The 22,442-nt window shown below is 65.9% G+C and carries 15 protein-coding genes; 1 reads left to right on the top strand and 14 read right to left on the bottom strand.

The window, feature by feature from the left end; all coding sequences use genetic code 11:
• Positions 1–4 precede the first annotated feature (4 nt).
• The 4 genes from ACJRPG_RS15520 to ACJRPG_RS15505 form a co-directional block, all read right to left on the bottom strand.
• Positions 5–766, bottom strand: coding sequence for an SDR family NAD(P)-dependent oxidoreductase (locus ACJRPG_RS15520; RefSeq protein ID WP_510183108.1), 762 nt, complete (start codon positions 764–766; stop codon positions 5–7).
• Positions 763–3,138 carry a bifunctional salicylyl-CoA 5-hydroxylase/oxidoreductase gene (locus ACJRPG_RS15515; protein WP_408000993.1) on the bottom strand — a complete coding sequence of 792 codons (2,376 nt, stop codon included), beginning with the start codon at positions 3,136–3,138 and terminating at the stop codon, positions 763–765. The genes ACJRPG_RS15520 and ACJRPG_RS15515 overlap by 4 nt, the downstream gene beginning before the upstream one ends.
• The gene (locus ACJRPG_RS15510) at positions 3,135–4,760 is read right to left on the bottom strand and encodes an AMP-binding protein (protein WP_408000992.1); all 1,626 of its coding nucleotides are present in this window, start codon (positions 4,758–4,760) and stop codon (positions 3,135–3,137) included. The genes ACJRPG_RS15515 and ACJRPG_RS15510 overlap by 4 nt, the downstream gene beginning before the upstream one ends.
• A gap of 78 nt (positions 4,761–4,838) precedes the next feature.
• Complete coding sequence (locus ACJRPG_RS15505) at positions 4,839–5,423, bottom strand: TetR/AcrR family transcriptional regulator (RefSeq protein ID WP_408000991.1); 585 nt, start codon at positions 5,421–5,423, stop codon at positions 4,839–4,841.
• Positions 5,424–5,546: 123 nt separating this feature from the next.
• Between ACJRPG_RS15505 and ACJRPG_RS15500 the strand changes: the two genes are divergently transcribed.
• Positions 5,547–6,305, top strand: a complete 759-nt coding sequence (locus ACJRPG_RS15500; protein WP_408000990.1) for an SDR family NAD(P)-dependent oxidoreductase — start codon at positions 5,547–5,549, stop codon at positions 6,303–6,305.
• Positions 6,306–6,312: 7 nt separating this feature from the next.
• Here the strand turns inward: ACJRPG_RS15500 and ACJRPG_RS15495 are convergent, their stop codons facing one another.
• From ACJRPG_RS15495 to adk, 10 genes are all read right to left on the bottom strand, one after another.
• On the bottom strand, positions 6,313–7,032 hold the full coding sequence (locus ACJRPG_RS15495) for a response regulator (protein WP_408000989.1): 720 nt from the start codon (positions 7,030–7,032) through the stop codon (positions 6,313–6,315).
• Positions 7,033–11,226 (bottom strand): hybrid sensor histidine kinase/response regulator, encoded by a 4,194-nt coding sequence (locus tag ACJRPG_RS15490; RefSeq protein WP_408000988.1) that lies wholly within the window; start codon positions 11,224–11,226, stop codon positions 7,033–7,035. It abuts the gene before it with no gap.
• A 16-nt stretch (positions 11,227–11,242) separates the two neighbouring features.
• Positions 11,243–12,412 (bottom strand): patatin-like phospholipase family protein, encoded by a 1,170-nt coding sequence (locus tag ACJRPG_RS15485; RefSeq protein WP_408000987.1) that lies wholly within the window; start codon positions 12,410–12,412, stop codon positions 11,243–11,245.
• An 89-nt stretch (positions 12,413–12,501) separates the two neighbouring features.
• On the bottom strand, positions 12,502–14,280 hold the full coding sequence (ggt, locus tag ACJRPG_RS15480; RefSeq protein ID WP_408000986.1) for a gamma-glutamyltransferase: 1,779 nt from the start codon (positions 14,278–14,280) through the stop codon (positions 12,502–12,504).
• Between the two features lie 62 nt (positions 14,281–14,342).
• Entirely contained in the window at positions 14,343–15,101 is a 759-nt protein-coding gene (locus ACJRPG_RS15475; protein WP_408000985.1) for a 3-hydroxyacyl-CoA dehydrogenase, read from the bottom strand.
• A 69-nt stretch (positions 15,102–15,170) separates the two neighbouring features.
• A complete protein-coding gene (locus ACJRPG_RS15470) occupies positions 15,171–15,692 on the bottom strand; it encodes a hypothetical protein (RefSeq protein ID WP_408000984.1) in 522 nt (173 codons plus the stop codon).
• Positions 15,693–15,843: 151 nt separating this feature from the next.
• Positions 15,844–17,271: a DUF1501 domain-containing protein gene (locus ACJRPG_RS15465; protein WP_408000983.1), complete on the bottom strand. Its 1,428-nt coding sequence runs from the start codon at positions 17,269–17,271 to the stop codon at positions 15,844–15,846.
• 12 nt (positions 17,272–17,283) lie between these two features.
• Positions 17,284–19,071 (bottom strand): DUF1800 domain-containing protein, encoded by a 1,788-nt coding sequence (locus ACJRPG_RS15460; RefSeq protein ID WP_408000982.1) that lies wholly within the window; start codon positions 19,069–19,071, stop codon positions 17,284–17,286.
• 322 nt (positions 19,072–19,393) lie between these two features.
• Positions 19,394–21,556 carry a sodium-translocating pyrophosphatase gene (locus ACJRPG_RS15455; RefSeq protein WP_408000981.1) on the bottom strand — a complete coding sequence of 721 codons (2,163 nt, stop codon included), beginning with the start codon at positions 21,554–21,556 and terminating at the stop codon, positions 19,394–19,396.
• 197 nt (positions 21,557–21,753) lie between these two features.
• On the bottom strand, positions 21,754–22,410 hold the full coding sequence (gene adk, locus ACJRPG_RS15450) for an adenylate kinase (protein ID WP_408000980.1): 657 nt from the start codon (positions 22,408–22,410) through the stop codon (positions 21,754–21,756).
• Positions 22,411–22,442: the final 32 nt, after the last annotated feature.

Below are 22,442 nucleotides of genomic sequence, written 5' to 3'. Positions count from 1 at the left end.
TTCCTTACATCACTTCACCGCCGGCGACGGCGATGGCTTGTCCGTTCATGGCGGCGCTTTCGGGCATGCAGAGCCATGCCACCGTATTCGCCACTTCTTCCGGCTGCACCAGGCGCTGCTGCGGATTGTTCGCAGCCAGTTCGGCACGCGCCTCCTGTTCGCTGCGGCCGGTCTTCTGCATGATGTTGGCAACTGCGCCGCGCACGATGTCGGTTTCGGTGAAGCCGGGGCAGACGGCGTTCACCGTCACGCCTTTCGTCGCGAGCTCCAGCGCCAGGGCACGGGTCAGCCCGATCACGCCGTGCTTGGCGGCGGTGTAGGCGCTCACGTAGCGGTAGCCCGTCAGTCCGGCCGTGGAGGCGATATTGACGATGCGCCCCCAGCCTGCGGCGAGCATGCCGGGCAAGGCCGCCTGCGTGCAGTGGAAAGTGCCGCCCAGGTTCACATCCAGCATCTCGCGCCATTGCGCTGCGCTGGTCTTGAGGAACGGCGCCGCCACGGCCTGCCCCGCATTGTTGACAAGGATATCGACGGCGCCGAGCTGCGCGAAGGCGCGCTGCACCGCCGCCTCGTCGCAAACGTCCAGCACCAGCGTCCTTACCTTGCCGCCCAGTGTCTGTGCGGCGTTGCCGAGGGCCGCGCTGTCGCGTCCTGCAATCGTAACGGTGGCGCCCTGCGCCAGCAGCGCCTTGGCGCAGGCCGCGCCGATGCCGCGGCTGCCGCCCGTCACCAGTGCATGTTTTCCATCGAGTGCTGCCACTGCTATCCCTCCAGTAGTTTCGCCGCGACCTGCTGCGGAGTCAGGCCGCTGCTTGCGGCAGCCATCTGCCGTTCGCGTTCCAGATTGCGTTCCAGCTGCTGCTTGCCCGGCAGGTACTGCCTGGGCCAGGGCACCGCGCGGTAGCCGATGCGCGCGGCCTCCGCCAGCGTCCACGCCGGGTTGGCCAGATGCGGACGGCCCACCGCGCACAGGTCTGCCCGGCCTGCGGCGATGATGCCGTTGGCATGGTCCGCCTCGAAGATGGAGCCGACAGCCATGGTCGCCACGCCGGCCTCGTTGCGTACGCGGTCGGCAAACGGCGTCTGGAACATGCGGCCGTAGATGGGTTTCTCGCGCTTGCTCACCTGGCCCGAGGAACAATCCACAACATCGGCGCCGGCCTGGCGGAACAGGCGCGCGATCTGCACCGCATCGTCGGGCGTAATGCCGCCCTCCACCCAGTCATGCGCCGAAATGCGCACGCTCATTGGCTTGTGCACCGGCCATGCTGCGCGCATTGCCGCGAACACGCGCAGCGGGAAGCGGCAGCGGTTCTCGAGGCTGCCGCCGTATTCGTCCGTGCGTTGATTGGTCAGCGGCGAAATAAAAGAGGACAGCAGGTAGCCATGGGCGCAATGCAGTTCCAGCCAGTCGAAGCCGGCATGCTCGGCGGCCAGCGTGGCGCGCACAAAATCGTCCTCGATACGGCGCATGTCGTCCGCGCCGGCTTCCCGCGCCAGCTGCGATACACCGGCCAGGTACTGCTGCTCCGAAGCGGAAACCAGCGGCCAGTTGCCGGTATCCAGCGGCTGGTCGATACCGTCCCACATGGCGCGCGTGGAGCCCTTGGCGCCTGCGTGGCCGAGCTGCATGCCGATCTTCGCGTCCGTATTCGCATGCACGAAATCGACGATGCGCTTCCATGCCGCAGTGTGTTCGGGAGTGTAGAGGCCGGGGCAATACGGCGTAATGCGGGCATCGGCCGACACGCAGGTCATCTCCGCCATCACCATCGCGGCGCCGCCCATGGCGCGCGCGCCGAGGTGCGCGAGGTGGTAGTCGCCGACCGTGCCGTCCACCGCGCTGTATTGCGCCATTGGCGACACGACGATACGGTTCTTCAGCGTGAGCCCGCGCACCTTGAACGGGGTGAACATCGGCGGAATGGCCAAATGGCCAGGCAGCGGCAGCTCCGCCTGCTCGAAAGCGCGGCGCGCGAACCAGCTTTCATAGTCCGCCACGTAGGCGGCATCGCGCAGGCGCAGGTTTTCGTGCGACAGGCGCTGGCTGCGCGTCAGCATGGAATAGGCAAACTGCGGCGCTTCCATGGCCGTGTAGCGCTTCACGTTCTCGAACCACTCCATCGAATTGCGCGCAGCGCTCTGGATCTTGACCACTTCGATGGAGCGCGATGCCTCATACGCCTGCAGCGCGGCGGCAATATCGCTGCCGTGTTCACCGAAGCAGCGCGCCAGCTCGATGGCGTCCTCCAGCGCCAGCTTGGTGCCGGAGCCGATGGAGAAATGCGCGGAGTGCGCTGCGTCCCCCATCAGCACCACCGGCACATCGCCGTTCCAGCGCACCCACTGGCGGCACACCACGCGCGGGAAGGTGATCCACATCGCCGAACCGCGCAGGTGGGAGGCATTGGACATCAGCTTGTGCCCTTCCAGCCGGTCCGCGAACAGGCGCTCGCAGAAGGCGATGCTGTCTTCCTGCGTCATTGCGTCCAGCCCCGCCGCACGCCAGGTGCTTTCCGGCGTCTCCACGATGAAGGTCGAGGTATCGCCGTCGTACTGGTAAATATGCGCCTGGAACCAGCCATGCTCCGTTTCGCGGAAGTCGAAGGTAAAGGCGTCGAACTTCTTCGTGGTGCCCAGCCATACAAAGCGGCACTGGCGCGCTTCGATCTCCGGCTGGAAGGTGGCTTCGTAGCGGCTGCGGATTCGGCTGTTCAGGCCATCCGAGGCAATCACCAGGTCGGCGCGGTAGAAATCGGCCAGCGCCTGGCCATCCTCCACATTGGTTTCGAACACCAGCTCCACGCCCAGCGCTTCGCAGCGCTTCTGCAGGATATTCAGCAGGCGCTTGCGGCCGATGCCGCAGAAGCCGTGACCGCCCGATGTGACCTTGCTGCCCTTGAACCAGACATCGATATCGTCCCAGTGGTTGAAGGATTGCAGGATCTCCTTCGCCGTCGGCTCGTCGGCGTTAACCAGGTTGCCCAGGGTCTGGTCGGAAAACACCACGCCCCAGCCGAAGGTATCGTAAGGACGGTTGCGCTCCACCACCACCACACGGTGGCCGGGGTTCTGCTTCTTCATCAGCAGGCCGAAATACAGCCCTGCCGGGCCGCCGCCAATGCACAGGATATTCATGCTGTCCTCAGTTTGAAACGCTGCAGCTTGCCCGTTTCGGTGCGCGGCAAGGCGGCATGGAACTGCACTGCGCGCGGATATTTATAAGGTGCGATCTGCTGCTTCACGAACTCCTGCAGCGCCGCCGCCAGTTCCGCCGATGGCTCGTGCCCAGCCTTCAGCACCACATGCGCCGCAACGATCTGGCCGCGCTCCTCGTCCGGCCTGCCCACCACGCCGCATTCGGCCACGGCCGGATGGCGCAGCAGCGCATCCTCCACCTCGGGCCCGGCGATGTTGTAGCCTGCGGAGATAATCATGTCGTCGGTGCGCGAGCGGTAGATGAAGTAGCCGTCCGCATCCATCTCATAGGCGTCGCCGGTCAGGTTCCAGCCCTGGAACACATAGTCGCGCTGGCGCTCGTCGTCCAGGTAACGGCATCCGGTAGGCCCTTTCACGGCCAGGCGGCCGATCACGCCCGGCGGACAGGGCTGGCCGTCCACATCGAGGATGCAGGCGCGGTAGCCCGGCACCGGCTTGCCGGTCGCTCCGGACCGGATCTCGTCGCCGGCAGCCGAAATAAAGATGTGCAGCATCTCGGTGGCGCCGATGCCGTCGATCATGCGCAGGCCGGTGGCCTGCTGCCAGCTTTCGCGCGTTGCCACCGGCAGCGCTTCGCCGGCGGATACGGTCTTGCGCAGGCTGGCCAGATCGTACTTCGGCGCCAGCGCCGCCATCTGCCGGTAGAAGGTGGGCGCCGTAAAGCAGACGGTCGCGCGGTAGCGCTCGATGGCCTGCAGCAGGGATTCCGGCGTCAGCTTCTCCAGCAGCACGGTGCTGGCGCGGGCGCGCAGCGGAAACAGCAGCAGCCCGCCGAGGCCGAAGGTAAAGGCCAGCGGCGGCGTGCCGATGAACACATCCTGCGCTTCGGAGCGCAGCGTATGGCGCGGGAAGCAGTCGCAGATGGCGAGAATATCGCGATGGAAGTGCATCGTCCCCTTCGGCACGCCGGTGGTACCGGACGTGAAGCTGATCAGGCACACATCGTCCGCCGCCGTATCGCAGGCCTCGAAGCTGGGCGGCTGCGCCGACATGCGCACTTCCAGCGAATCGAGGGAACCTGCATCGTCGAACCAGCACAGCTGGGAAGGCCGGTTGGGCGCCGCCTCCATTTCGGCGCGCAGCGGCGCTGCGCACAGCACGGCATTGACCTGCGCCTTCTCCATGATGATGCCGAGTTCCCGCGCGCGCAGCAGCGGCATGGTGGGCACGGCAACGCAGCCCGCCTTGAACACGGCGAGAATGGCGGCCGCCATCATCGGGCAGTTGGCGCCGCGCAGCAGCACGCGGTTGCCCGGCACCAGGCCCATGTCACGGCGCAGCACATTGGCGATGCGGTCGACCTGGGCCGCCAGTTCCGCGTAGGTCCACGCCAGGTGTTCGCCGCGGATGGCCAGGCGGCCGCCGTCGCCTTCGCGCACGGCGCGGTCGAGCAGCTCGGCCACACAGTTCAGGCGCGCAGGGTATTGAAGTTCCGGCAGCTCGAACAGCAGTTCGGGCCATAGCCCGGCCGGGGGAAGATGGTCGCGCGCAAACGTGTCGACGTGCGCGCTGGCAGTCAATGCTGCAGTGGCTCTGTTCATGTTCACCCTATCTGATTGGGGGCATTCAGGCTGCAAGCATTTACTTTAAACTTAAACTATCTCCGCCGCAAGGGTATGTCATGTCCCGGGCCATGCGGCCAGCGCCTGTTCCGCCACCTCTTCCAGCATCTCGCGGCTGAAACCGGCCTTGGCCTGCACCGCCATGCCGTGCAGGACGGCCATCAGGAAGGCGGCCAGGGCGGCCGGCTTGGCGCTTTGCGGCAGGTCGCCCTCCGCCTTCGCCCTTTCCAGCCGCTCCCGCAGCTGCGCCTCGCTGGCTGCGCGGAACTCGATGAGCGTCTGGCGCACGGCCTCCGATTCGTCCGCTCCCGCCATGGCGCCGTTGATGCCGAGGCAGCCCTGGTGGTCCGGAAAACGCGTGTTGATCTCGATGGAGCGGTACAGCAGGTGAGTGGCCACTTCGCGCGCGGTAGGCAGTTGCAGGGCTTCCGGAATATGGGTCATGAAGCGTTCGGAATAGCGCTCCAGCACGCGGCGGAACAGCGCTTCCTTGTTGCCGAAGGCCGAATACAGGGCCGGCCGCTCCACGCCGGCGGCTTCGGTGAGGTCGGCGTAAGACGTGCCTTCATAGCCCTTGCGCCAGAACACGCACAGCGCTGCATCCAGCACCTTCTGTTCATCGTATTCGCGGTGACGGCCCATTCATTCAACCCCATTTTTCCATAATGGTCATTACAAAAAATCCTTGACGGCGCATCGCTGGATTATATACTGCTCGTTATTGTAACGATCGTTATGATAAAACAGCATAGAGAAAGGATTCCAATGTCGAACGTATTGAAAGGCAAAGTTGCTCTCGTCACCGGAGGTTCCCGCGGGCTGGGCACTGCGATCGCCGAGGCCCTCGCAGACCAGGGCGCCGATGTGGCCATCACCTACGTGGCCTCGGCCGGAAAGGCGGAAGCCGTGGTTGAAAAGCTGAAGGCCAGGGGCGTGCGGGCGCATGCCTTCCGCGCCGACCAGGCCGATATGGCGGCGGCGAAGCCGCTGGTCGACGAGGTGCTGGCGCATTTCGGCAAGCTCGACATCCTGGTCAATAACGCGGCGATCGCCGTGCAGGGCAAGCCGGTGGGCGATCCTGCCCTCGATACGGTCAATCTCGACCGGCAGTGGCAGGTCAACGTGATGGGACCGGTGGCGCTGAGCCGCGCGGCCGCACCGGTGCTGCCGGACGGCGGCCGGGTGATCTTCATCGGCTCCCTGCTCGGCAGCATCGTGCCCTTTGCCGGCGTCTCCGACTACGCGGGCAGCAAGGCCGCCATTGCGGGCTACGCGAGGGGCCTGGCGCGCGACCTGGGCAGCCGCAACATCACCGTCAATGTGGTGCAGCCAGGCGTGATGCCCACCGATATGGCAACCGAGGCGCTGGGCGAAGAGGTGCCGGCCTCGCTGCTCGACCTGCACCCCATCCGCCGCATCGCCACGCTGGAGGAAGTGGCGGCCACGGTGAGCTTCCTGGCCGGACCGAACGGCGGCTACATCACAGGCGGCGCAATCAACGTGTCCGGCGGCCTGGGAACCTGACGGTTCGCTAGTGCTGCGCCAGCGCCTCGCGCACCAGCCCTGCCTGGTGCAGCACGGCGCGGGTGGCGTCGGCCAGGGCGGCCTGCACCGCGGGCAGCGCCAGGGGGCCGGAAGGCAGGCCGCGCAGGGCATTGGCGGCGCCGGTCAGGCCCAGGGTCTGCGCGCCGGTGTGCAGCTTGTCCAGCCGGGTGCGGGCGTCGGCCTGCGCGTCCTGCCCCAGCAGCACTTCCAGCTCGATGCCTGCCGTGGCCAGCTGCTGCTGGAACCCGCTCAGGTAAATCAGCAGGCGGTCCATGCCGATGTCGAGCCGTTCGCCGGTCGCCTGCGGTTGTTCCGCCACGTGGCGGTAGCCGCTCAGCGCTTCATTCAGGAAGCCTTCCAGATGCCCGCGCACCTGGTCGGCCTGGAAGGGCTTGACGATATAGCCCGCCGCGCCGGCCTGCGTGGCCTGCTGCACCGTCTCGCGGTCATTGGCCGATGACACCAGCACAAAGGGAATCTCCTGCATTGCCGGCACGCCGCGCACGCGCTGCAGCAGCTCGATGCCCGACAGGCGCGGCATGCGCAGGTCGCAGAAACAGATCGCGGGGCGCAGCCCGTCTTCCAGCTGCTGCCATGCATCGGCGCCGTCTTCCGCCTCAAAAATCTCGAACTTGCCGCAGCTGTCGATCAGGTGCATCAGCACCATGCGCGACACCACGTCATCGTCAATCACCAGCACCTTCATCTACATCTCCTTGCCCGCAGGCGTGACGATCCGGCTCAGCATCTGGTGCAGGCGCGGCAGCTTGTGGCGGATGGCGGGCCACAATGCGCGGTCGGCGGCGCGTTCCAGTTCGGCGCACAGATTCTGCAGGTCTTCCGCGCCCAGATAGGCCGCGCTGCCCTTCATGCCGTGGAACAGGCGCCCTGCCGCGTCGGCATCGGCGGCTGCCAGCGCCGCATCCAGTTCGTCCAGGCGGGCCGGCAGGTCGGCAATGAAGGCGTCGCGCAGGCGCAGGCGCAGTGCGCCCACCGCTTCATCCGGGCTGCCGGAATGCGTGCGCTCCGGCAGCGCGGTAGTGACCACGCCGAACATCGCATCCAGCTCCGCAATCGTGGGCCGCGCCGGCGTGCCGCGGCGCGGCATGATGGGCAGCACAATGCCGCGCTGCAGCTGGCGTTCGATGGCGCGGCTCAGCTGGTAGTGCAGCGCCGCCTCGTCGATCGGCTTGGTGAGGAAGTCGTCCATGCCGGCCGCCAGGTAGCGGCTGCGGTCTTCCTCGCTGGCGTTGGCGGTCAGCGCGATGATCATCAGCTCCTGGTCGCGCACCGGCGCTTCCAGCGGGCCGCCGGCGCGGATCAGGCGCGTGGCCGTCGGGCCATCCATCTCCGGCATGCGGCCGTCCATCAGGATCAGGTCATAGCGCGTGTTGGCGCAGGCCGCCACGGCCAGCGCGCCATTGCCCGCGATATCGACCTTGTGGCCCAGGTCTTCCAGCATCATGCGCACGATGATCTGATTGGTCGGGAAGTCTTCCGCGCACAGCACCTTGAGCTGGTGGCTGTGCGGCTCGCGCGGCACGTGCGGCACCAGCGGCGGCGGCACGCCGTCCGGCAGCGGCAGCGTGAAGGTGAAGATGCTGCCCTTGCCAGGCTGGCTCACGGCCGTGATGTCGCCGTTCATCAGCTCCACCAGCTGGCGGCAGATGGCCAGGCCAAGTCCGGTCCCGCCATAGCGGCGCGTGGTGGTGGCGTCGGCCTGCTCGAACTTCTCGAACAGGCGCGGCAGCTCTTCTTCCGGAATGCCGATGCCTGTATCGTGCACCGAGAAGCGGATCATATTGCAGCCTTCGGCGCAGTTGCCGCTGCCGTCGCTGATCCGTTCCACGCGCAGCGTGACGTGGCCGCGCTGCGTGAACTTGAAGGCATTGCCGACCAGGTTCACCAGCACCTGGCGCAGGCGCGTGGGGTCGCCCACCACGAAGGGCGGCAGGCCAGGCCCGAACTCCACGCGGAAACCGACGCTGTGCGCAGCGGCCTGTTCTTCGAACAGGCTGACCACATTCTCCACCGTGCCCGCCAGCGCGAAGTCGATGTTCTCGATGGTCAGCTTGCCGGCCTCGATCTTCGAGAAGTCCAGCAGGTCGTTAATGATGGACAGCAGGGACTGGGCATTGGCCTGGCCGCGCTCTATCTGTTCGCGGGTGGACTCCTGCAGCGTTTCGTCGCGCAGCGCAAAGCCCAGCATGCCGATCACGCCCGCCAGCGGCGTGCGCATCTCGTGGCTCATATTGGCGAGGAACTCGGACTTCTGGCGCGTGGCGTCTTCCGCCTTCTGCTTGGCCTGGCTCAGGCGCTCGTCGCGCTGCTCCAGTTCCTGCTTCTGCTGCTGCAGCAGGCGGTTCTTCTGTTCCACTTCCGAGGTGCGCAGGCTGACCTGCTGTTCCAGGCGCGAACGCAGCGCGCGCTGCACCTGCGCCCGCGCGCGGTACAGGCCGAAGCCGCCGCCCAGCGCCAGCAGGCCGATCACCGTGCGGAACCACCAGCTTTTCCAGAACGGCGGCATGATGGTGACTTCCAGCGTGGCCGGGTGCTCGGTCCAGATGCCGTCCTTGTTGGCGGCCTTCACGCGGAAGGTGTAATGGCCGGGGTCCAGGTTGGTATAGGTGGCAAAGCGCTTGCCCGCATCCGTGACCACCCATTCCTTGTCGAAGCCCTGCAGCTGGTAGGCGAAGCGGTTGCGCTGCGGCGCCGCGTAGTGCAGTGCAGAGAACTCGAATGAGAACACGGCGTCCTGCTGGCCCAGCGTGATCTTGTCCGTGTATTCGATGGCATGCCGGAGCAGCGTGCCGCCTTCGCTGGGCTGTCCCGGCTTGAGCGTCTTATTGAAGACCTGGAAGTCCGTGATGGCGACGGCCGGCACAATGCTGTTCTCGCGGATCTCCACCGGGTCGAAGGCCGTAATGCCATTGAAGCCGCCGAAATACAGGGTGTTGTCCGGCGCCTCCATGGCGGAGCCATCGAAGTAGGCGCCTTCGATGGTGCCGTCGGCGCCCGTGTAGTTGCGCACCGTGCCCTTGTCCAGGTCCAGCCGCGAAATACCGGTATTGGTCGAGAGCCACAGGTGGCCCAGCTTGTCGCCGAGGATGGCGGCAATCGAATCGTCGGCCAGGCCGTCCTTGCGCAGGTAGCGGCGGAAACGCACTTCGCCCTTGCCGTTGCGCTCCATGCGATTGAGGCCGGAGGCCGTGCCCACCCAGATCGCGCCGTCGCGCCCTTCATACAGGTAGTGCACCTCGTCATGGCTCAGGCTCGCCGGATCCTGCGGGTTGTGGCGGTGGTGCGTGAAGCGTCCCGTCTTGCGGTCCAGCAGGTCCAGGCCGTTGAAGGTGCCGATCCAGAAGTTGCCCTGGCTGTCTTCCAGCAGCGGGCGCACCGTATTGTCGGCCAGCGTGGCGGCATCGGCCGGATCGTGGCGGAAGGTGCGCACCTTGCCCGTGACGGGGTCCATCTGGTGCAGGCCGTAGCGCGTGGCCACCCACAGCATGCCGCTGCGGTCGCCGTACAGATAGCGCACGGTGTCGGTTTCCGGGTCGCCGCGCGTGAGCATCAATTCGCCGAACTGGCCGCGCGCGATATCGAAACGGCGTACACCGTTGCGGTAGCCCACCCACAGCACGCCGCCATCGCGCCACAAGGCCGTCACGTTTTCATCCGAGGTGGTGCCCCGGCTGTGGTGATTGAAGATCTGGTTGGCGCCGCTCACCGGATCGTAGAGGTTCAGGCCCGCGTTATTGCCGATCCAGATCTTGCCGCCGCCCGCATCGACGATGGCGCGCACCTTGTTGTCGCTCAGGGACTGCGGCTGGTCCGGGTCGCGCACCAGGCGTGCGAAGCCGCCGCTGGCAAGGTCCACCCGGCTGGCGCCGTTGTACCAGGTGCCGACCCATAAAGTGCCGGCCCGGTCGCGGAACAGCGAGGAGACGTAATTGTCGGCCAGGCTGTGGGAATCGCTCACCTGGTGGCGGTAGCGCACGAAGCGCCCTTCCCCCGCGCGCCAGCGGAACAGGCCTTCGCTGCGCATGCCCACCCAGATGATGCCGTCGCTGTCCTGGTAGGCGCTCATCACGGTGCCGGGCGGCAGCCCTTCGGCATCGCCGAGCCGCACGCGTTCCGGCTCGGCCACACCGGGGCGCAGCTTCCAGCGCTCCATGCCCGCATGGGTGCCGACCCAGAGGTTCTCTTCCTTGTCCAGCAGGAGCGTCTGCACAGCAATCGGCTGGCCTGCGGCGCCGCGCACCTGGAAATGGCGGAAGTTGGCGGCGCCCGGCGCCAGCATGTCCACACCGGCCGGCGTGGCAATCCACAGCCGCCCGGCCTTGTCCAGCGCCAGCGAATTCACCTGGTCATGCGCCAGCGTGTCGGTGCGCGCCGGATCGCTATGCCAGATCGTGAAGCGGCCGGTCGCGGGATCGAAGCGCTGCAGGCCGTCGGAGGTGCCGACCCACAGGCTGCCCGCGCCGTCATCGATGATGGCGCGCACATGGCGGTTGCCGTTGCCCCGGCTGCCCGGCTCCTGCGGCAGGTAGTGGATGAATTTGCGGGTGCGCGGATCGAAGCGGTCAAGGCCGCCGTCCGTGCCCAGCCACATGCGGCCCTGCGGGTCGAAGTGCAGCACGCGCACCCAGTTCTCGGCCAGGCTATCCGGATCGTTCGCCGCGTTGCGGTAGATGACGGTGCGGTAGCCATCGAAGCGCGACAGGCCGGCCTGGCTGCCGAACCACATGAAACCCTGGCGGTCCTGCCCGATGGCGAGCACCGATTCCTGCGCCAGCCCGTCCTCCACATTGAGCTGCTCGAAACGCAGGGTGCGCGGCGGCGCGGCGGCGGCACTGGCCAGCACACCGGCCAGCAGGGAAGCAATCAGAAAAGAACGCACGCTGAACAGTTCCCCATCACGAAGCAAAGAAGGCCAGCACATCATCGCGGCGGGCGTGGGTATCGCGCTGGCCAAGGCTGATCAGCTCGCCGGTGTAGCCGGACTCGAACAGCAGGTAGGAAGCCAGCGCAGAGCCGCGCGATTCGGTGGCGCCGATCCCGGACAGCATGGTGCGCACCGGCGCCGGCAGGCTGCTCACGTGGCGCGAGGCGATATCGTCCAGCCGCTCGGACGGCGCAATCACCAGCAGCTCCACCGGCCGCAGCGGCGTTTTCTCCAGCAGCTCGGGCGGCAGCATCGACAGCGTGGCGTTGACGCGGTTCAGGCGCTCGATATCGACGGCCAGGCTGTCGAGGAAGATCGAGGACATCGCATGGCCCGCAATCTGCGCCAGGCTCGGATAGCGGGCCGACTCGGTGGCGGCGCGCGGCGGCTCGGTCAGGCGTCCCGCGCCGATCACCAGCACGCGCTGGGCGCCGAGGTGGATGGCGGGCGAGATCGGCGCCAGCTGGCGCATCGAACCGTCGCCGCAGTATTCGCGGTGGCCGCCGAGGTAAAGCGGCGTGGCCGGGAAGATGAAAGGAATCGCCGACGACGCCAGCAGGTGCTCGACGCCGATCTGGTCCTGCAGGGCCACGCGCTGCATGCGCACCCAGGGCGCGATATCGGCGGCGGTCTGGTAGAAGGTCAGGTGCTGGCCGCCAGTATAGGACGACGCGGTAACGGCCAGCGCATGCAGCAGGCCTTCCTGCAGCACGGTATCGAGGCGCGGCAGGTCCAGCATGCGGTGCAGCAGGTTGACCAGGGGCGTGTTGTCCAGCAGCGAAGCGGGCGGCGCGGCGCGCCACTTGCGCAGCAGCCAGCCGAAGGACAGCAGGGACAGCCAGCGCGCGCCGGAGCGCAGCACGCCGATGGAATCGGCGCGGTAGACCTGGTCGACGGTGATGTTGTTCCAGACGTCCAGCAGGGTCTGCACGCCCTCGCCGAAGTTATCGGCGCGGCAGGCCAGCGCGGTGGCATTGATGGCGCCGGCCGAAGTGCCGCAGATGATCTGGAAGGGATTACGCGAAGGCGGCCAGCCCGCTTCCCACAGTATCTCCGAGATGGCCTGCAATACCCCGATCTGGTAGGCGGCACGGGCGCCGCCGCCGGTCATGATCAGGCCGGTTTTCTTTTTCTGTCCCATTTACTAAGGGTAACACGGCGTGCTCAGCCTGCGCCACCTTGGGGTCAGGCCCCTGCTGTCATACTGACACAGTGCCTGACCCCATGGTGTCAGTCGCCGCGGACGGCGCCTTCGCGGCGGGGGTCGGCGCCGCCGAACCACAGGGGCTGGCCGTTGCGCTCGATGCGCTGCAGGCCTTGCAAACCGGAAGTCTGGTCGAAGATGCGCACGTCGTGGCCGCGCGCTTTCAGCTGCTCGGCCACCGATGGCGGAATGCGGCCGGCTTCAAGCTCGGTGGGACCGTTGCGGCTGCCGAAGTTGGGCAGGCTGATGGCCTGCTGCACGTCCAATTGCCAGTCCAGCGTGCCGACCAGCACCTTGGCCACGTAGTTGATAATGGCCGAGCCGCCCGGCGAACCGGTGGCCAGCACCAGCTTGCCCGTGGCCTTGTCGAATACCAGTGTCGGCGACATGGCGCTGCGCGGGCGCTTGCCGGCCTGTACGCGGTTGGCGATCGGGCCATTTTCGTCCGCGGATTCGAAGGAGAAGTCGGTCAGCTGGTTGTTCAGGATAAAGCCGTCCACCATCTGGCGCGAGCCGAAGGCGTCTTCCACCGACGTGGTCATCGACAGGCCGTTGCCGAAGCGGTCCACCGCCACCAGGTGCGAGGTGGATGGGCGGGCGTTGTCCTTGTCCGAACCCCAGGCCACCTGCAGCTCGGCCGGTTTGCCCGGCTGGGCCAGGCCCATCGAGCGCTCGCCGATCAGGGCCGCGCGCTGGCTCAGGTAGCGTTTGTCCAGCAGCGAGGCGATGCCCTTGCCCGGCAGCGGCACGAAATCGGTATCGGCCACATAGCGGTTGCGGTCTGCATAGGCCAGGCGGCCGGCTTCAGCGAACAGGTGGATCGCTTCCGCGTCCGGCACGCCGTTCACCGGCTTGTGTTCGGCGATTTTCGTGTTTTCCAGTATGCCCAGCATCTCGGCGATGGCGATGCCGCCCGAGGATGGCGGCGGCGCGCCGCACACCTTCCACTGGCGGTAGTCGGCGCACACCGGCTCGCGTTCCTTCGGCTTGTAGGCGGCGATATCGGCTGCGGTCAGCAGGCCGGGATTGGTCGGGTGGCTCGCCACCTTGGCCGCGATGTCGGCGGCAATGCGGCCGGTATAGAAAGCGTCGGCGCCGTTCTTCGCCACCTCGTGCAGGGTGCGCGCCAGCGCGGGGTTCTTGAGGATATGGCCGACCGGCCAGGCCTTGCCTTCCGCATTGTAGAAGTAGGCGCGCGCCACCGGGTCCTTCGCCAGGTAACGGTCATTGCTGACCAGCGCATTCAGGCGCGGCGACACGGCGAAGCCCTCCTCCGCCAGTTTGATGGCCGGTGCGAACAGCATGGCCCATGGCAGCTTGCCGTGCTGCCTGTGCACCATTTCCATCATGCGCAGCACGCCGGGGGCGCCGGTCGAGCGGCCGCCCACCAGGCCTTCCATGCGCGGCATCGGTTTGCCGTCAGGCGTCTGGAACAGTTTTTCCGTTGCGGCGGAAGGCGCGGTTTCGCGGCCGTCGAAGGTCTGGATACGCTTGCCGTCGAAGTACATGATGAAGGCGCCGCCGCCGATGCCCGACGATTGCGGCTCCACGAGGGTCAGCACCAGCTGGGTGGCGATGGCCGCGTCGATCGCGCTGCCGCCGCGCTTGAGCATCTGGTAGCCCGCGTCGGAAGCCAGGGGATTGGCGGCGGCCACCATGTAGTCGCGGGCGGTAACGCCGGCCTTGGCCTGGTAGCCGGTGGCGATTTCGGGGGCGCGCTGCAGGACTTCCTGCGCGTGCAGCGAAGGCATGGCGGCAGCGCACAGCAGCGCGGCGCCAAGGGCGAGGGATTTCAGCTGGATCATGGAGTCTCCGGAAAACAAAGTGCGCGGCCATGGCCGCGCACCGACGACTCCTGCATCCTACCTTATTTCGGCTGCATGCGAATAGCGCCGTCCAGGCGGATGGTTTCGCCGTTCAGCATCACGTTTTCGATGATGGCCCTGGCCAGCTGCGCGTATTCCTCCGGTTTGCCCAGGCGCGGCGGGAACGGCACCATCTTGCCCAGCGCGTCCTGCACTTCCGGCGGCATGCCGAGCAGCATCGGCGTTTCGAAGATGCCCGGCGCAATGGTCATCACGCGGATGCCGCTACGCGACAGGTCGCGCGCCATCGGCAGCGTCATGCCTGCCACGGCGGCCTTCGAGGCGGCGTAGGCGGCCTGCCCGATCTGGCCGTCGAAGGCGGCAACGGAGGCCGTGTTGATGATCACGCCGCGCTCGCCATGTTCGGCCGCTTCGGTCTTGCCCATGGCGTCAGCCGCCAGGCGGCACATATTGAAGGTGCCGATCAGGTTGATGTTGATGGTGCGCTGGAAGCTCTCCAGCGGATGCGGGCCTTCCTTGCCCACGGTCTTGATGGCAGGCGCCACGCCGGCGCAGTTGATCAGGCCACGCAGGGTGCCCAGCGACAGCGCCTTCGCCACCACCGCCTGCGCATCCGCTTCCGACGTCACGTCGCACTTCACGAAAGCGCCATTCAGTTCGGCGGCCAGCTTCTCGCCCGCTTCCGCCTGCACGTCCGCCAGCACCACCTTGCCGCCTGCGGCCGTGATCATGCGCGCGCTGGCCGCGCCCAGTCCCGAAGCGCCGCCGGTAATGATGAATACATTGTCCTTGATTTGCATGGCTGTCCCTCTATTCTGATTGATCTGTGTGACGTTTACGTAAACGTCAAGCAGCCGTATTGTAGCGGATCAGAAGCATTGGACCAAGCCGGACGCCGAGGTCACGCACTGGCGGCCGTTCGGCGCCACGGTGACGCTGCCGGGCGCCCCGCCGTAGAAGGTGCCGTTGATGTCGCGGCAGCCGCCGGCGCCGCAATTGGCCGGCACCAGCGGCCCGGGTCCGGGCGGCGGTGCAGCAAAAGCGCCGGGCGCGGGGTTATTGCTGAGGGAAGGCAGCGGCTGGCTGGGCTGGCGCGGCTCCAGCACCAGCGGCAGCACCGGTCCCGGTGCGGCGGCAGGTGCTGGCACGGCCGAGGGCTCGGCCATGCGCGGCACAGGCTGCACCGTCAGCGGCACCGGCCGGCGCGGCATAGGCCGCTTCGGCGGCGCGGTGCGGCAAGGCTCCACGGCCAGCTTGCGCCCATCCGGCGCCAGTTTGCAGACCGGCAGCTTCGCGTAAGCCTCGACCTCGCGCTGCCCAGGCTGTGCCTGTCCCGCCGCCAGTGGTGGCAGCAAGGCAGGAATCAGGAGCAGCAAGGCGATGCGTTTCATGCAAACGATGATACGCCCTCCCCGCCCGCCGCGCCGCACATGAGTCCGCGACACCATGGGGCCAGGCCCCTCTTGTCGCGGACTCAGCCATACCTCCGCGCATGAGCCTGCGACACATGGGGCCTGGCCCCAGGGTGTCGCGGACTCAGCTTCAGGCCATGAAGCCGAGGTTGCGGATGCTGTAGTTGACGAGGTTGGGGAAGACGTCTACCAGCTCCGTCGGCGTGAGGCCGAACCAGGCGCCCAGCGTGGCGCCGTACTGTTCGACCGAGACCGAGGGCAGCAGCGCGCCGTAGCCGACGTCGGCGCCGTGGCCCAGGCCGATCGTGGGGAAAGTGCCGTAGATGTTCTTGCCCTTGACCGCGCCGCCTACCACGAAGTGGTGCGAGCCCCAGCCATGGTCCGTGCCGTCGCCGTTGCTGACCAGGGTGCGGCCGAAGTCCGAGGCTGTGAACAGCGTGACGTTGTTGCGCATGTTCACGCCCATCAGGCTGCCCATGATGCTGTCCCAGTAGGCCAGCGCGTGCGCCAGTTTCGCCATATTGTCGGCCTGCAGGCTGCGCTGGCCGTCGTGCGTGTCGCAGCCCGGCAGCGTGACGTAGAACACCTGGCGCCGCAGGCCCAGCGTGCCGCGCGCGGCGATGATGCGCGCCACCGTCTGCAGCTGCTTGGCCAGCGGGTTCACCATCGAGACGCCGTTGTTCGGATTTACGTAGTTGCCCGGCTCCGGCACGCCGCCCGAGCCGGCCGGCACCATCGCCGTGCTCAGTACGGCCTGCGTGCTGATGGCGCGGTTCAGCACGCCCGCGTGCTCCTGCTCCAGCAGGTTGCCGCTGTTGCCGGTGACGATGGCGCGCAGCGGATTCACCGAGCTGCCGAACAGGGCGCCGCTCAGGTTCTTGATCGGCACCGCGCCCGCCGCACTGACCTGGTACTGGCGCACCCATTTGCCGGACACGAAGACCGCGTTGCCCGCCGCGGATACGCAGGTGAAGTTGGCGTTCGCATTCCCCGACGACAGCAGGTCGCCCATGCGCCCGCCCCAGCCGAAGGTGGCGCCTTCGGGCTTGCAGGACTGCCAGGTGGATTGCTGGTCATTGTGCGAGAACAGCTTGGACGGCAGCGGCACGGAGTGCGCCTTGTACTGGGCCAGCGTGGTGGGCTGGATCAGCGTGCCGACGTTGGACACCACGGCCGCGCGCCCGCTGTCGAACAGCGTCTTCATCGCGCCCAGCTGCGGATGCAGCGCGAAGCTGCGCCCGGCCTGCGGCGTGTTCGGCGCAATCGGCAGCACACCGCCGGAAGTACCTGCGGCGCGCAGCGCGATGGAGTCGGTTTCCACCGAATAGCGCAGTTTCTGGTACTCATTCCACGACGTCGGATCGGTCGCGAGCACCGTGTTGTAGTGGTCGTTGCCGCCTACCATGAACAGGCAGACCAGGGCCTTGTAGCCGGAAACGTCAGCCGCCACGGCATTGCCCATGGCCGCGAGGTTCAGCGCAAACGGCGCGGCCGAGCTGCCGGCCATGGCCATCATGGAACCGAGGAAGCGGCGGCGGGAAAACTGTTGATCACTCATTATTGATGCACCTTATTTCGTCACGAGGTATTCAGGCGAAGCCATGGCAAGGAAGACCGCCAGATGGACGCGGTTGATCTTTGCCTGGGCCACCAGGTTCGAGTTCTTGCTGCCGTTCGGCACCGGCTGCGGCACCGCAGTCACCGCCGAAACGATCTGGCTGCGCAAGGTCGGCGACATCATCCCGTTCAGCAGCAGCAAGTTCACGCGGTCCACCAGCGCGGCCGGGTTGGATGCCAGCGGAATTTCGTTGGCATAGGCCGCGCTGATATCCCAGTTCTTGCCCACGCCTTTCGGCACCAGGTCGATCAGGAAGTTCAGGTAGCCAGTGACCGAGGGCTCGGAAGTAATCTGCATTTCCGGCGCCACCAGGCCCGCGCTCGCGATCTGGCCGCCGGGCGGCACGTAGTTCGGGCGGTAGAAGTTGAACACCGACGGCGAATGCAGCGGCGTTTGCCCCAAACCGGTCAGCGGATCATCCAGGTTCGCCAGCAGATAGCGGCCGGAGGCGGAACCGGCGTTGAACGCGCGCATCCAGTTCGCCAGGCGCACCACCGGCTCGCGCAGGCGGCCCGTACTCGCGGTGGCGGTGGCAGGACGCGCTTCCGGGTCCAGCAGCACGGCGGCGATCACCGACTTCATGTCGCCGCGCACACCCTTGCCGTCGTTGTTGAAGGCAGCGGCCACCCGGCTCACATAGGCCGGGCTCGGATTGCTGGTGACGAGGCGCTGGATCAGCTGCTTGCCGATGAAGGGGCCGACGTTCGGGTGCTTGAACAGGGTATCGAGCGCAATCTTCAGGTCGTTCTCGCCGGTGCCGCCGGCCGGAATGGTCACGCCGAGGAACTGCTTCGACGAGGTCGAGTGGAACTGCGGATACATCTGCAGCGGCATGAAGTCGCGGTAGGCGTAGCTGCGGTCATTGCCCCAGAAGCGGTTCAGGGACTTGTCCGGGCCCGCCCAGCTCCAGCCGGTGAACACTTTGGCCAGGCCCGCCACGTCGTCGTGGTCGTAGGTTTCCACCGGCTGGCCATTGACCAGCTTGCGCGTGCCGTCCTGGTTCAGCTCGTAGAGGCCGATGGTCATCAGCTGCATAATTTCGCGAGCGAAATTTTCATCGGGCACGCGGGTCGCACTCTCCTTGTTGTTGTGCATGTAGGACAAATAAAGTCCCATCATCGGATGCTTGGCCACCGCTTCCAGCAGGTTGCGGAAATTGCCGAAGGCATGCTGGCCCAGCGTGTCGTAATAGCTGGCCACGCCGCGCGGATAGTTGTAGACGTTGCTGTCCTGCAGCGAGACCACGAAAATCTGCGACAGCTCGAACACCACGCGCTGGCGCAGCTGGTCTTCGCCCAGCGCCGCCTGCTTCCAGAACGATTCGTACATCTGGTTGATGGTGGCGCCGCCGGCCTGGCTCGCGCCCACGGAATCGATGTAGTAGCGGTGCAGGGTTTGCGCCTTGTAGAACTGGTTGTCCAGCCAGCCGTTCGGGCCGCCGGCCTGCACGGCGGCGATCGAATCTGCCGTGGGGCCGAAGCTGGCCTGCGCCAGGAAGCGCGCCGCCTGGGACTGGGTAGTGGCCCAGCGCGTGGAGCTGGCGGTGTAATTGGTATCGGTGCCCGGCAAGGCCATCGAACCGCCCTGCACTACCGTGGATGCCAGCTTGATACCGCTGGGAGAAGAAGCCGCACCTGCTGCCGCGGTGCTGTCATCGCCGCTGTTGCTGCCTGCGCCGCAAGCGGTGAGCAGGGAAGCCATCAGGGCTGGAATCAGGAATCGTCGTAGTTTGGTATGCATCGTCTGTCTGGTTGGCAATTGACGAGCGGAATCTTAAAAAAGAGTGTCGGATTGGGGTGAGGAAACGCACCTTTGCAGATCTCAACATTGCAGAACTTGTATTTTTTTAGCCGACGTTCGCGCAAATTTAGGCGAAGATGAGAGAACCTTCCAAAAGGAAAGTGACCTTAATCATTTAACATTCGGAAATAAATTTGATTTGTTGTAGATATGCCGCAAAAGTTAAGACTGATCGCGACTCGAAGCGGAGTTTTGAGACTGAATAAGAATTTCTGGACGAAAAAAAGCCCGCGCCAAGTGGCACGGGCTCCGGTTTTCCGGCTCAGCGGGCGGGCTGAGCAGTGTCTCCCGCAGGCAAGGCAGTTGGGGCAGGCGGCTGGTCCGCCATAGGCGCATGCTGTGCCGCCGGGGCTGGCGGCGCCACGGTAACAGCCACCCAGCCGCTGGCGGGCAGCAGCGGCACCAGCAGCAGCGCCACGATGTTGATGATCTTGATGAGGGGATTGACGGCCGGGCCGGCCGTGTCCTTATATGGATCGCCGACGGTATCGCCGGTCACGGCTGCCTTGTGCGCATCCGAGCCCTTGCCGCCGTGATTGCCATCTTCGATGTATTTCTTCGCGTTATCCCAGGCGCCGCCGCCGGTGGTCATCGAGATCGCCACGAACAGCCCGGTGATGATGGTGCCCATCAGCATGCCACCCAGTGCTGCCGGGCCCAGCAGCATGCCGACCAGGATCGGCACCACGACCGGCAGCAGCGAAGGCACGATCATTTCCTTGATGGCGGAGGCGGTCAGCATGTCCACGGCCTTGTCGTACTGCGGCTTGCCGGTGCCGTCCATGATGCCCTTGATGTCGCGGAACTGGCGGCGCACTTCCACCACCACGGCGCCTGCGGCGCGGCCCACGGCTTCCATCGCCATGGCGCCGAACAGATAGGGAATCAGGCCGCCGATGATCAGGCCGACGATCACCATCGGGTTCGAGAGGTCGAAGGTAATCGACTTGCCCACCGATTCCAGCGCGTGGGTGTAGTCGGCGAACAGCACCAGCGCGGCCAGGCCTGCGGAACCGATGGCATAGCCCTTGGTGACAGCCTTGGTGGTATTGCCCACCGCGTCCAGCGGATCGGTAATGGCGCGCACCGACTCCGGCATGCCGGACATTTCGGCGATGCCGCCCGCGTTGTCGGTAATCGGGCCGTAAGCATCGAGCGCCACGATGATGCCCGCCATGGAAAGCATGGAAGTGGCCGCGATGGCGATGCCGTACAGCCCCCCCAGCTGGTAGGAAACGAGAATGGCCACGCACACCGCAAGCACCGGCCACGCGGTGGATTTCATCGAAACGCCCAGGCCTGCAATGATATTGGTGCCATGGCCGGTGGTGGAGGCTTCCGCAATATGGCGCACCGGCTTGAAGTCGGTGCCTGTGTAGTACTCGGTGATGTAGACCATCAGGCCCGTCAGCACGATGCCCACCACGGTGGCGCCCAGCATGCGGTAGCGCATGTCGTCATCCGGCCAGATCATCCAGGTAACAACGGCAAAGCCGATCAGCGACAGGCCTGCCGCCCACCACAACCCCGTATACAGCGCGGACATGATCTTCTTGCCCGCCTTCGCCTTCACCATCGAGCAGCCGATGATGGAAGCGATGATGGACACTGCCCCCAGCAGCAGCGGATAGATAATGGCCTCGTTCGGCGCGTTCGTGATCATCAGCGCGCCGAGCAGCATGGTGGCGATCAGCGTGACCACATAGGTTTCAAACAGGTCGGCGGCCATGCCGGCGCAGTCGCCCACATTGTCGCCCACGTTATCGGCGATCACCGCCGGATTGCGCGGGTCGTCTTCCGGAATGCCCGCTTCCACCTTGCCCACCAGGTCGGCGCCCACGTCGGCGCCCTTGGTGAAGATGCCGCCGCCCAGGCGCGCGAAGATGGAGATCAGGGAAGCGCCGAAGGCCAGGCCGATCAGCGGCTTGATGATGTCATGCGGTGTGGCGCCGGGATTCGGATACGCATTGGAAGCGAAGGCGGTCAGCATCCAGTAGAACACCGCCACGCCCAGCAGGCCCAGGCCCACCACCAGCATGCCGGTGATGGCGCCGCCCTTGAACGCGACATTGAGCGCCTCGTTCATGCCGCGCGTGGCCGCCTGCGCGGTGCGCACATTGGCGCGCACGGAAACGTTCATGCCGATAAAGCCGCAGGCGCCGGACAGCACGGCGCCAATCAGGAAGCCCAGCGCGGTCTGCATGCCGAGCAGGAAGAAGATGGCAATCAGGAGTACGACGCCAACGATGCCGATAGTACGGTACTGCCTTGCGAGGTAGGCGCCTGCCCCCTGCTGGATGGCAGTGGCGATTTCCTGCATGCGCTCATTGCCCGCATCCTGCCGCAAGATCCAGCTGCGCGACCATAGACCGTAGACCACGGCGATCACCCCGCAGGCGATCGTAAACCATAAGCTTGCTGCCATAGATATGTCCCCTCTGTTTTTAGATCAAGCGTACAAACGAACTTCAGAAAACCGCCTTGCCTTGTGGGTTCGGCGACCAACCAATGCTGCATGCTGCAAAACCTTGAAACGGCCAGGGGGCCGTCTATGGCGCCCGGTGCGGGGCGCGGAGTATTTAGCGCAAAAAAAAGCGGACCTTCAGGCCCGCTCTCTTACTATCAGTTGGACAGTGCGGCAAACGCACGGTCCCGGATTTCCTCCACAGGTCCAACGCCCTCGATGCGGCGGTATTTCGGCGCATTGGCGTCGCCCGACGCCGCCCAGTTGTTGTAGTAGCTGAGCAGGACCTCGGTCTGGTTGTGGTACACGTCGAGACGCTTCTTCACGGTCTCGGCCTTGTCGTCGTCGCGCTGCACCAGCGGCTCGCCGGTCACGTCGTCCTTGCCCTCTTCCTTCGGCGGATTGAACTTGACGTGGTACACGCGGCCCGAGCCAGGATGGCAGCGGCGGCCGTCCATGCGCTCGATGATCGATTCATCGGGCACGGCGATTTCCAGCACGTAGTCCACTTTCACGCCTGCGTCTTTCATCGCATCGGCCTGCGCAATGGTGCGCGGGAAGCCGTCGAACAGGTAGCCGGACGCGCAGTCCGGTTCCTGCAGGCGTGCCTTCACCAGGCCGATGATGATCTCGTCCGACACCAGCTGGCCAGCATCCATCACCTTCTTCGCCGCCAGGCCCAGCTCGGTGCCTGCCTTGATGGCAGCACGCAGCATGTCGCCGGTGGAGATTTGCGGAATATTGTATTTTTCCTTGATGAAGTTGGCTTGGGTGCCCTTGCCGGCGCCAGGTGCTCCTAACAGAATGAGACGCATGAAAATTCCTAAATCGTTTTTAATATAATGGT

Origin of the sequence: Pseudoduganella rhizocola, from assembly GCF_045984285.3 — a bacterium.
Taxonomy (GTDB): domain Bacteria; phylum Pseudomonadota; class Gammaproteobacteria; order Burkholderiales; family Burkholderiaceae_D; genus Rugamonas.
Note: the sequence above shows the minus strand (reverse complement) of the source record. Positions and strands in the feature narration are given on the sequence as shown.

Bases quoted from the DNA above. Each gene is read 5' to 3' on its own strand.
- ACJRPG_RS15460 (WP_408000982.1), bottom strand. From the start codon at position 19,071: ATGCATACCAAACTACGACGATTCCTGATTCCAGCCCTGATGGCTTCC.
- ACJRPG_RS15465 (WP_408000983.1), bottom strand. From the start codon at position 17,271: ATGAGTGATCAACAGTTTTCCCGCCGCCGCTTCCTCGGTTCCATGATG.
- ACJRPG_RS15505 (WP_408000991.1), bottom strand. From the start codon at position 5,423: ATGGGCCGTCACCGCGAATACGATGAACAGAAGGTGCTGGATGCAGCG.
- ACJRPG_RS15475 (WP_408000985.1), bottom strand. From the start codon at position 15,101: ATGCAAATCAAGGACAATGTATTCATCATTACCGGCGGCGCTTCGGGA.
- ACJRPG_RS15515 (WP_408000993.1), bottom strand. From the start codon at position 3,138: ATGAATATCCTGTGCATTGGCGGCGGCCCGGCAGGGCTGTATTTCGGC.
- ACJRPG_RS15470 (WP_408000984.1), bottom strand. From the start codon at position 15,692: ATGAAACGCATCGCCTTGCTGCTCCTGATTCCTGCCTTGCTGCCACCA.
- ACJRPG_RS15500 (WP_408000990.1), top strand. From the start codon at position 5,547: ATGTCGAACGTATTGAAAGGCAAAGTTGCTCTCGTCACCGGAGGTTCC.
- adk (WP_408000980.1), bottom strand. From the start codon at position 22,410: ATGCGTCTCATTCTGTTAGGAGCACCTGGCGCCGGCAAGGGCACCCAA.
- ACJRPG_RS15485 (WP_408000987.1), bottom strand. From the start codon at position 12,412: ATGGGACAGAAAAAGAAAACCGGCCTGATCATGACCGGCGGCGGCGCC.
- ACJRPG_RS15495 (WP_408000989.1), bottom strand. From the start codon at position 7,032: ATGAAGGTGCTGGTGATTGACGATGACGTGGTGTCGCGCATGGTGCTG.
- ACJRPG_RS15510 (WP_408000992.1), bottom strand. From the start codon at position 4,760: ATGAACAGAGCCACTGCAGCATTGACTGCCAGCGCGCACGTCGACACG.
- ACJRPG_RS15455 (WP_408000981.1), bottom strand. From the start codon at position 21,556: ATGGCAGCAAGCTTATGGTTTACGATCGCCTGCGGGGTGATCGCCGTG.
- ggt (WP_408000986.1), bottom strand. From the start codon at position 14,280: ATGATCCAGCTGAAATCCCTCGCCCTTGGCGCCGCGCTGCTGTGCGCT.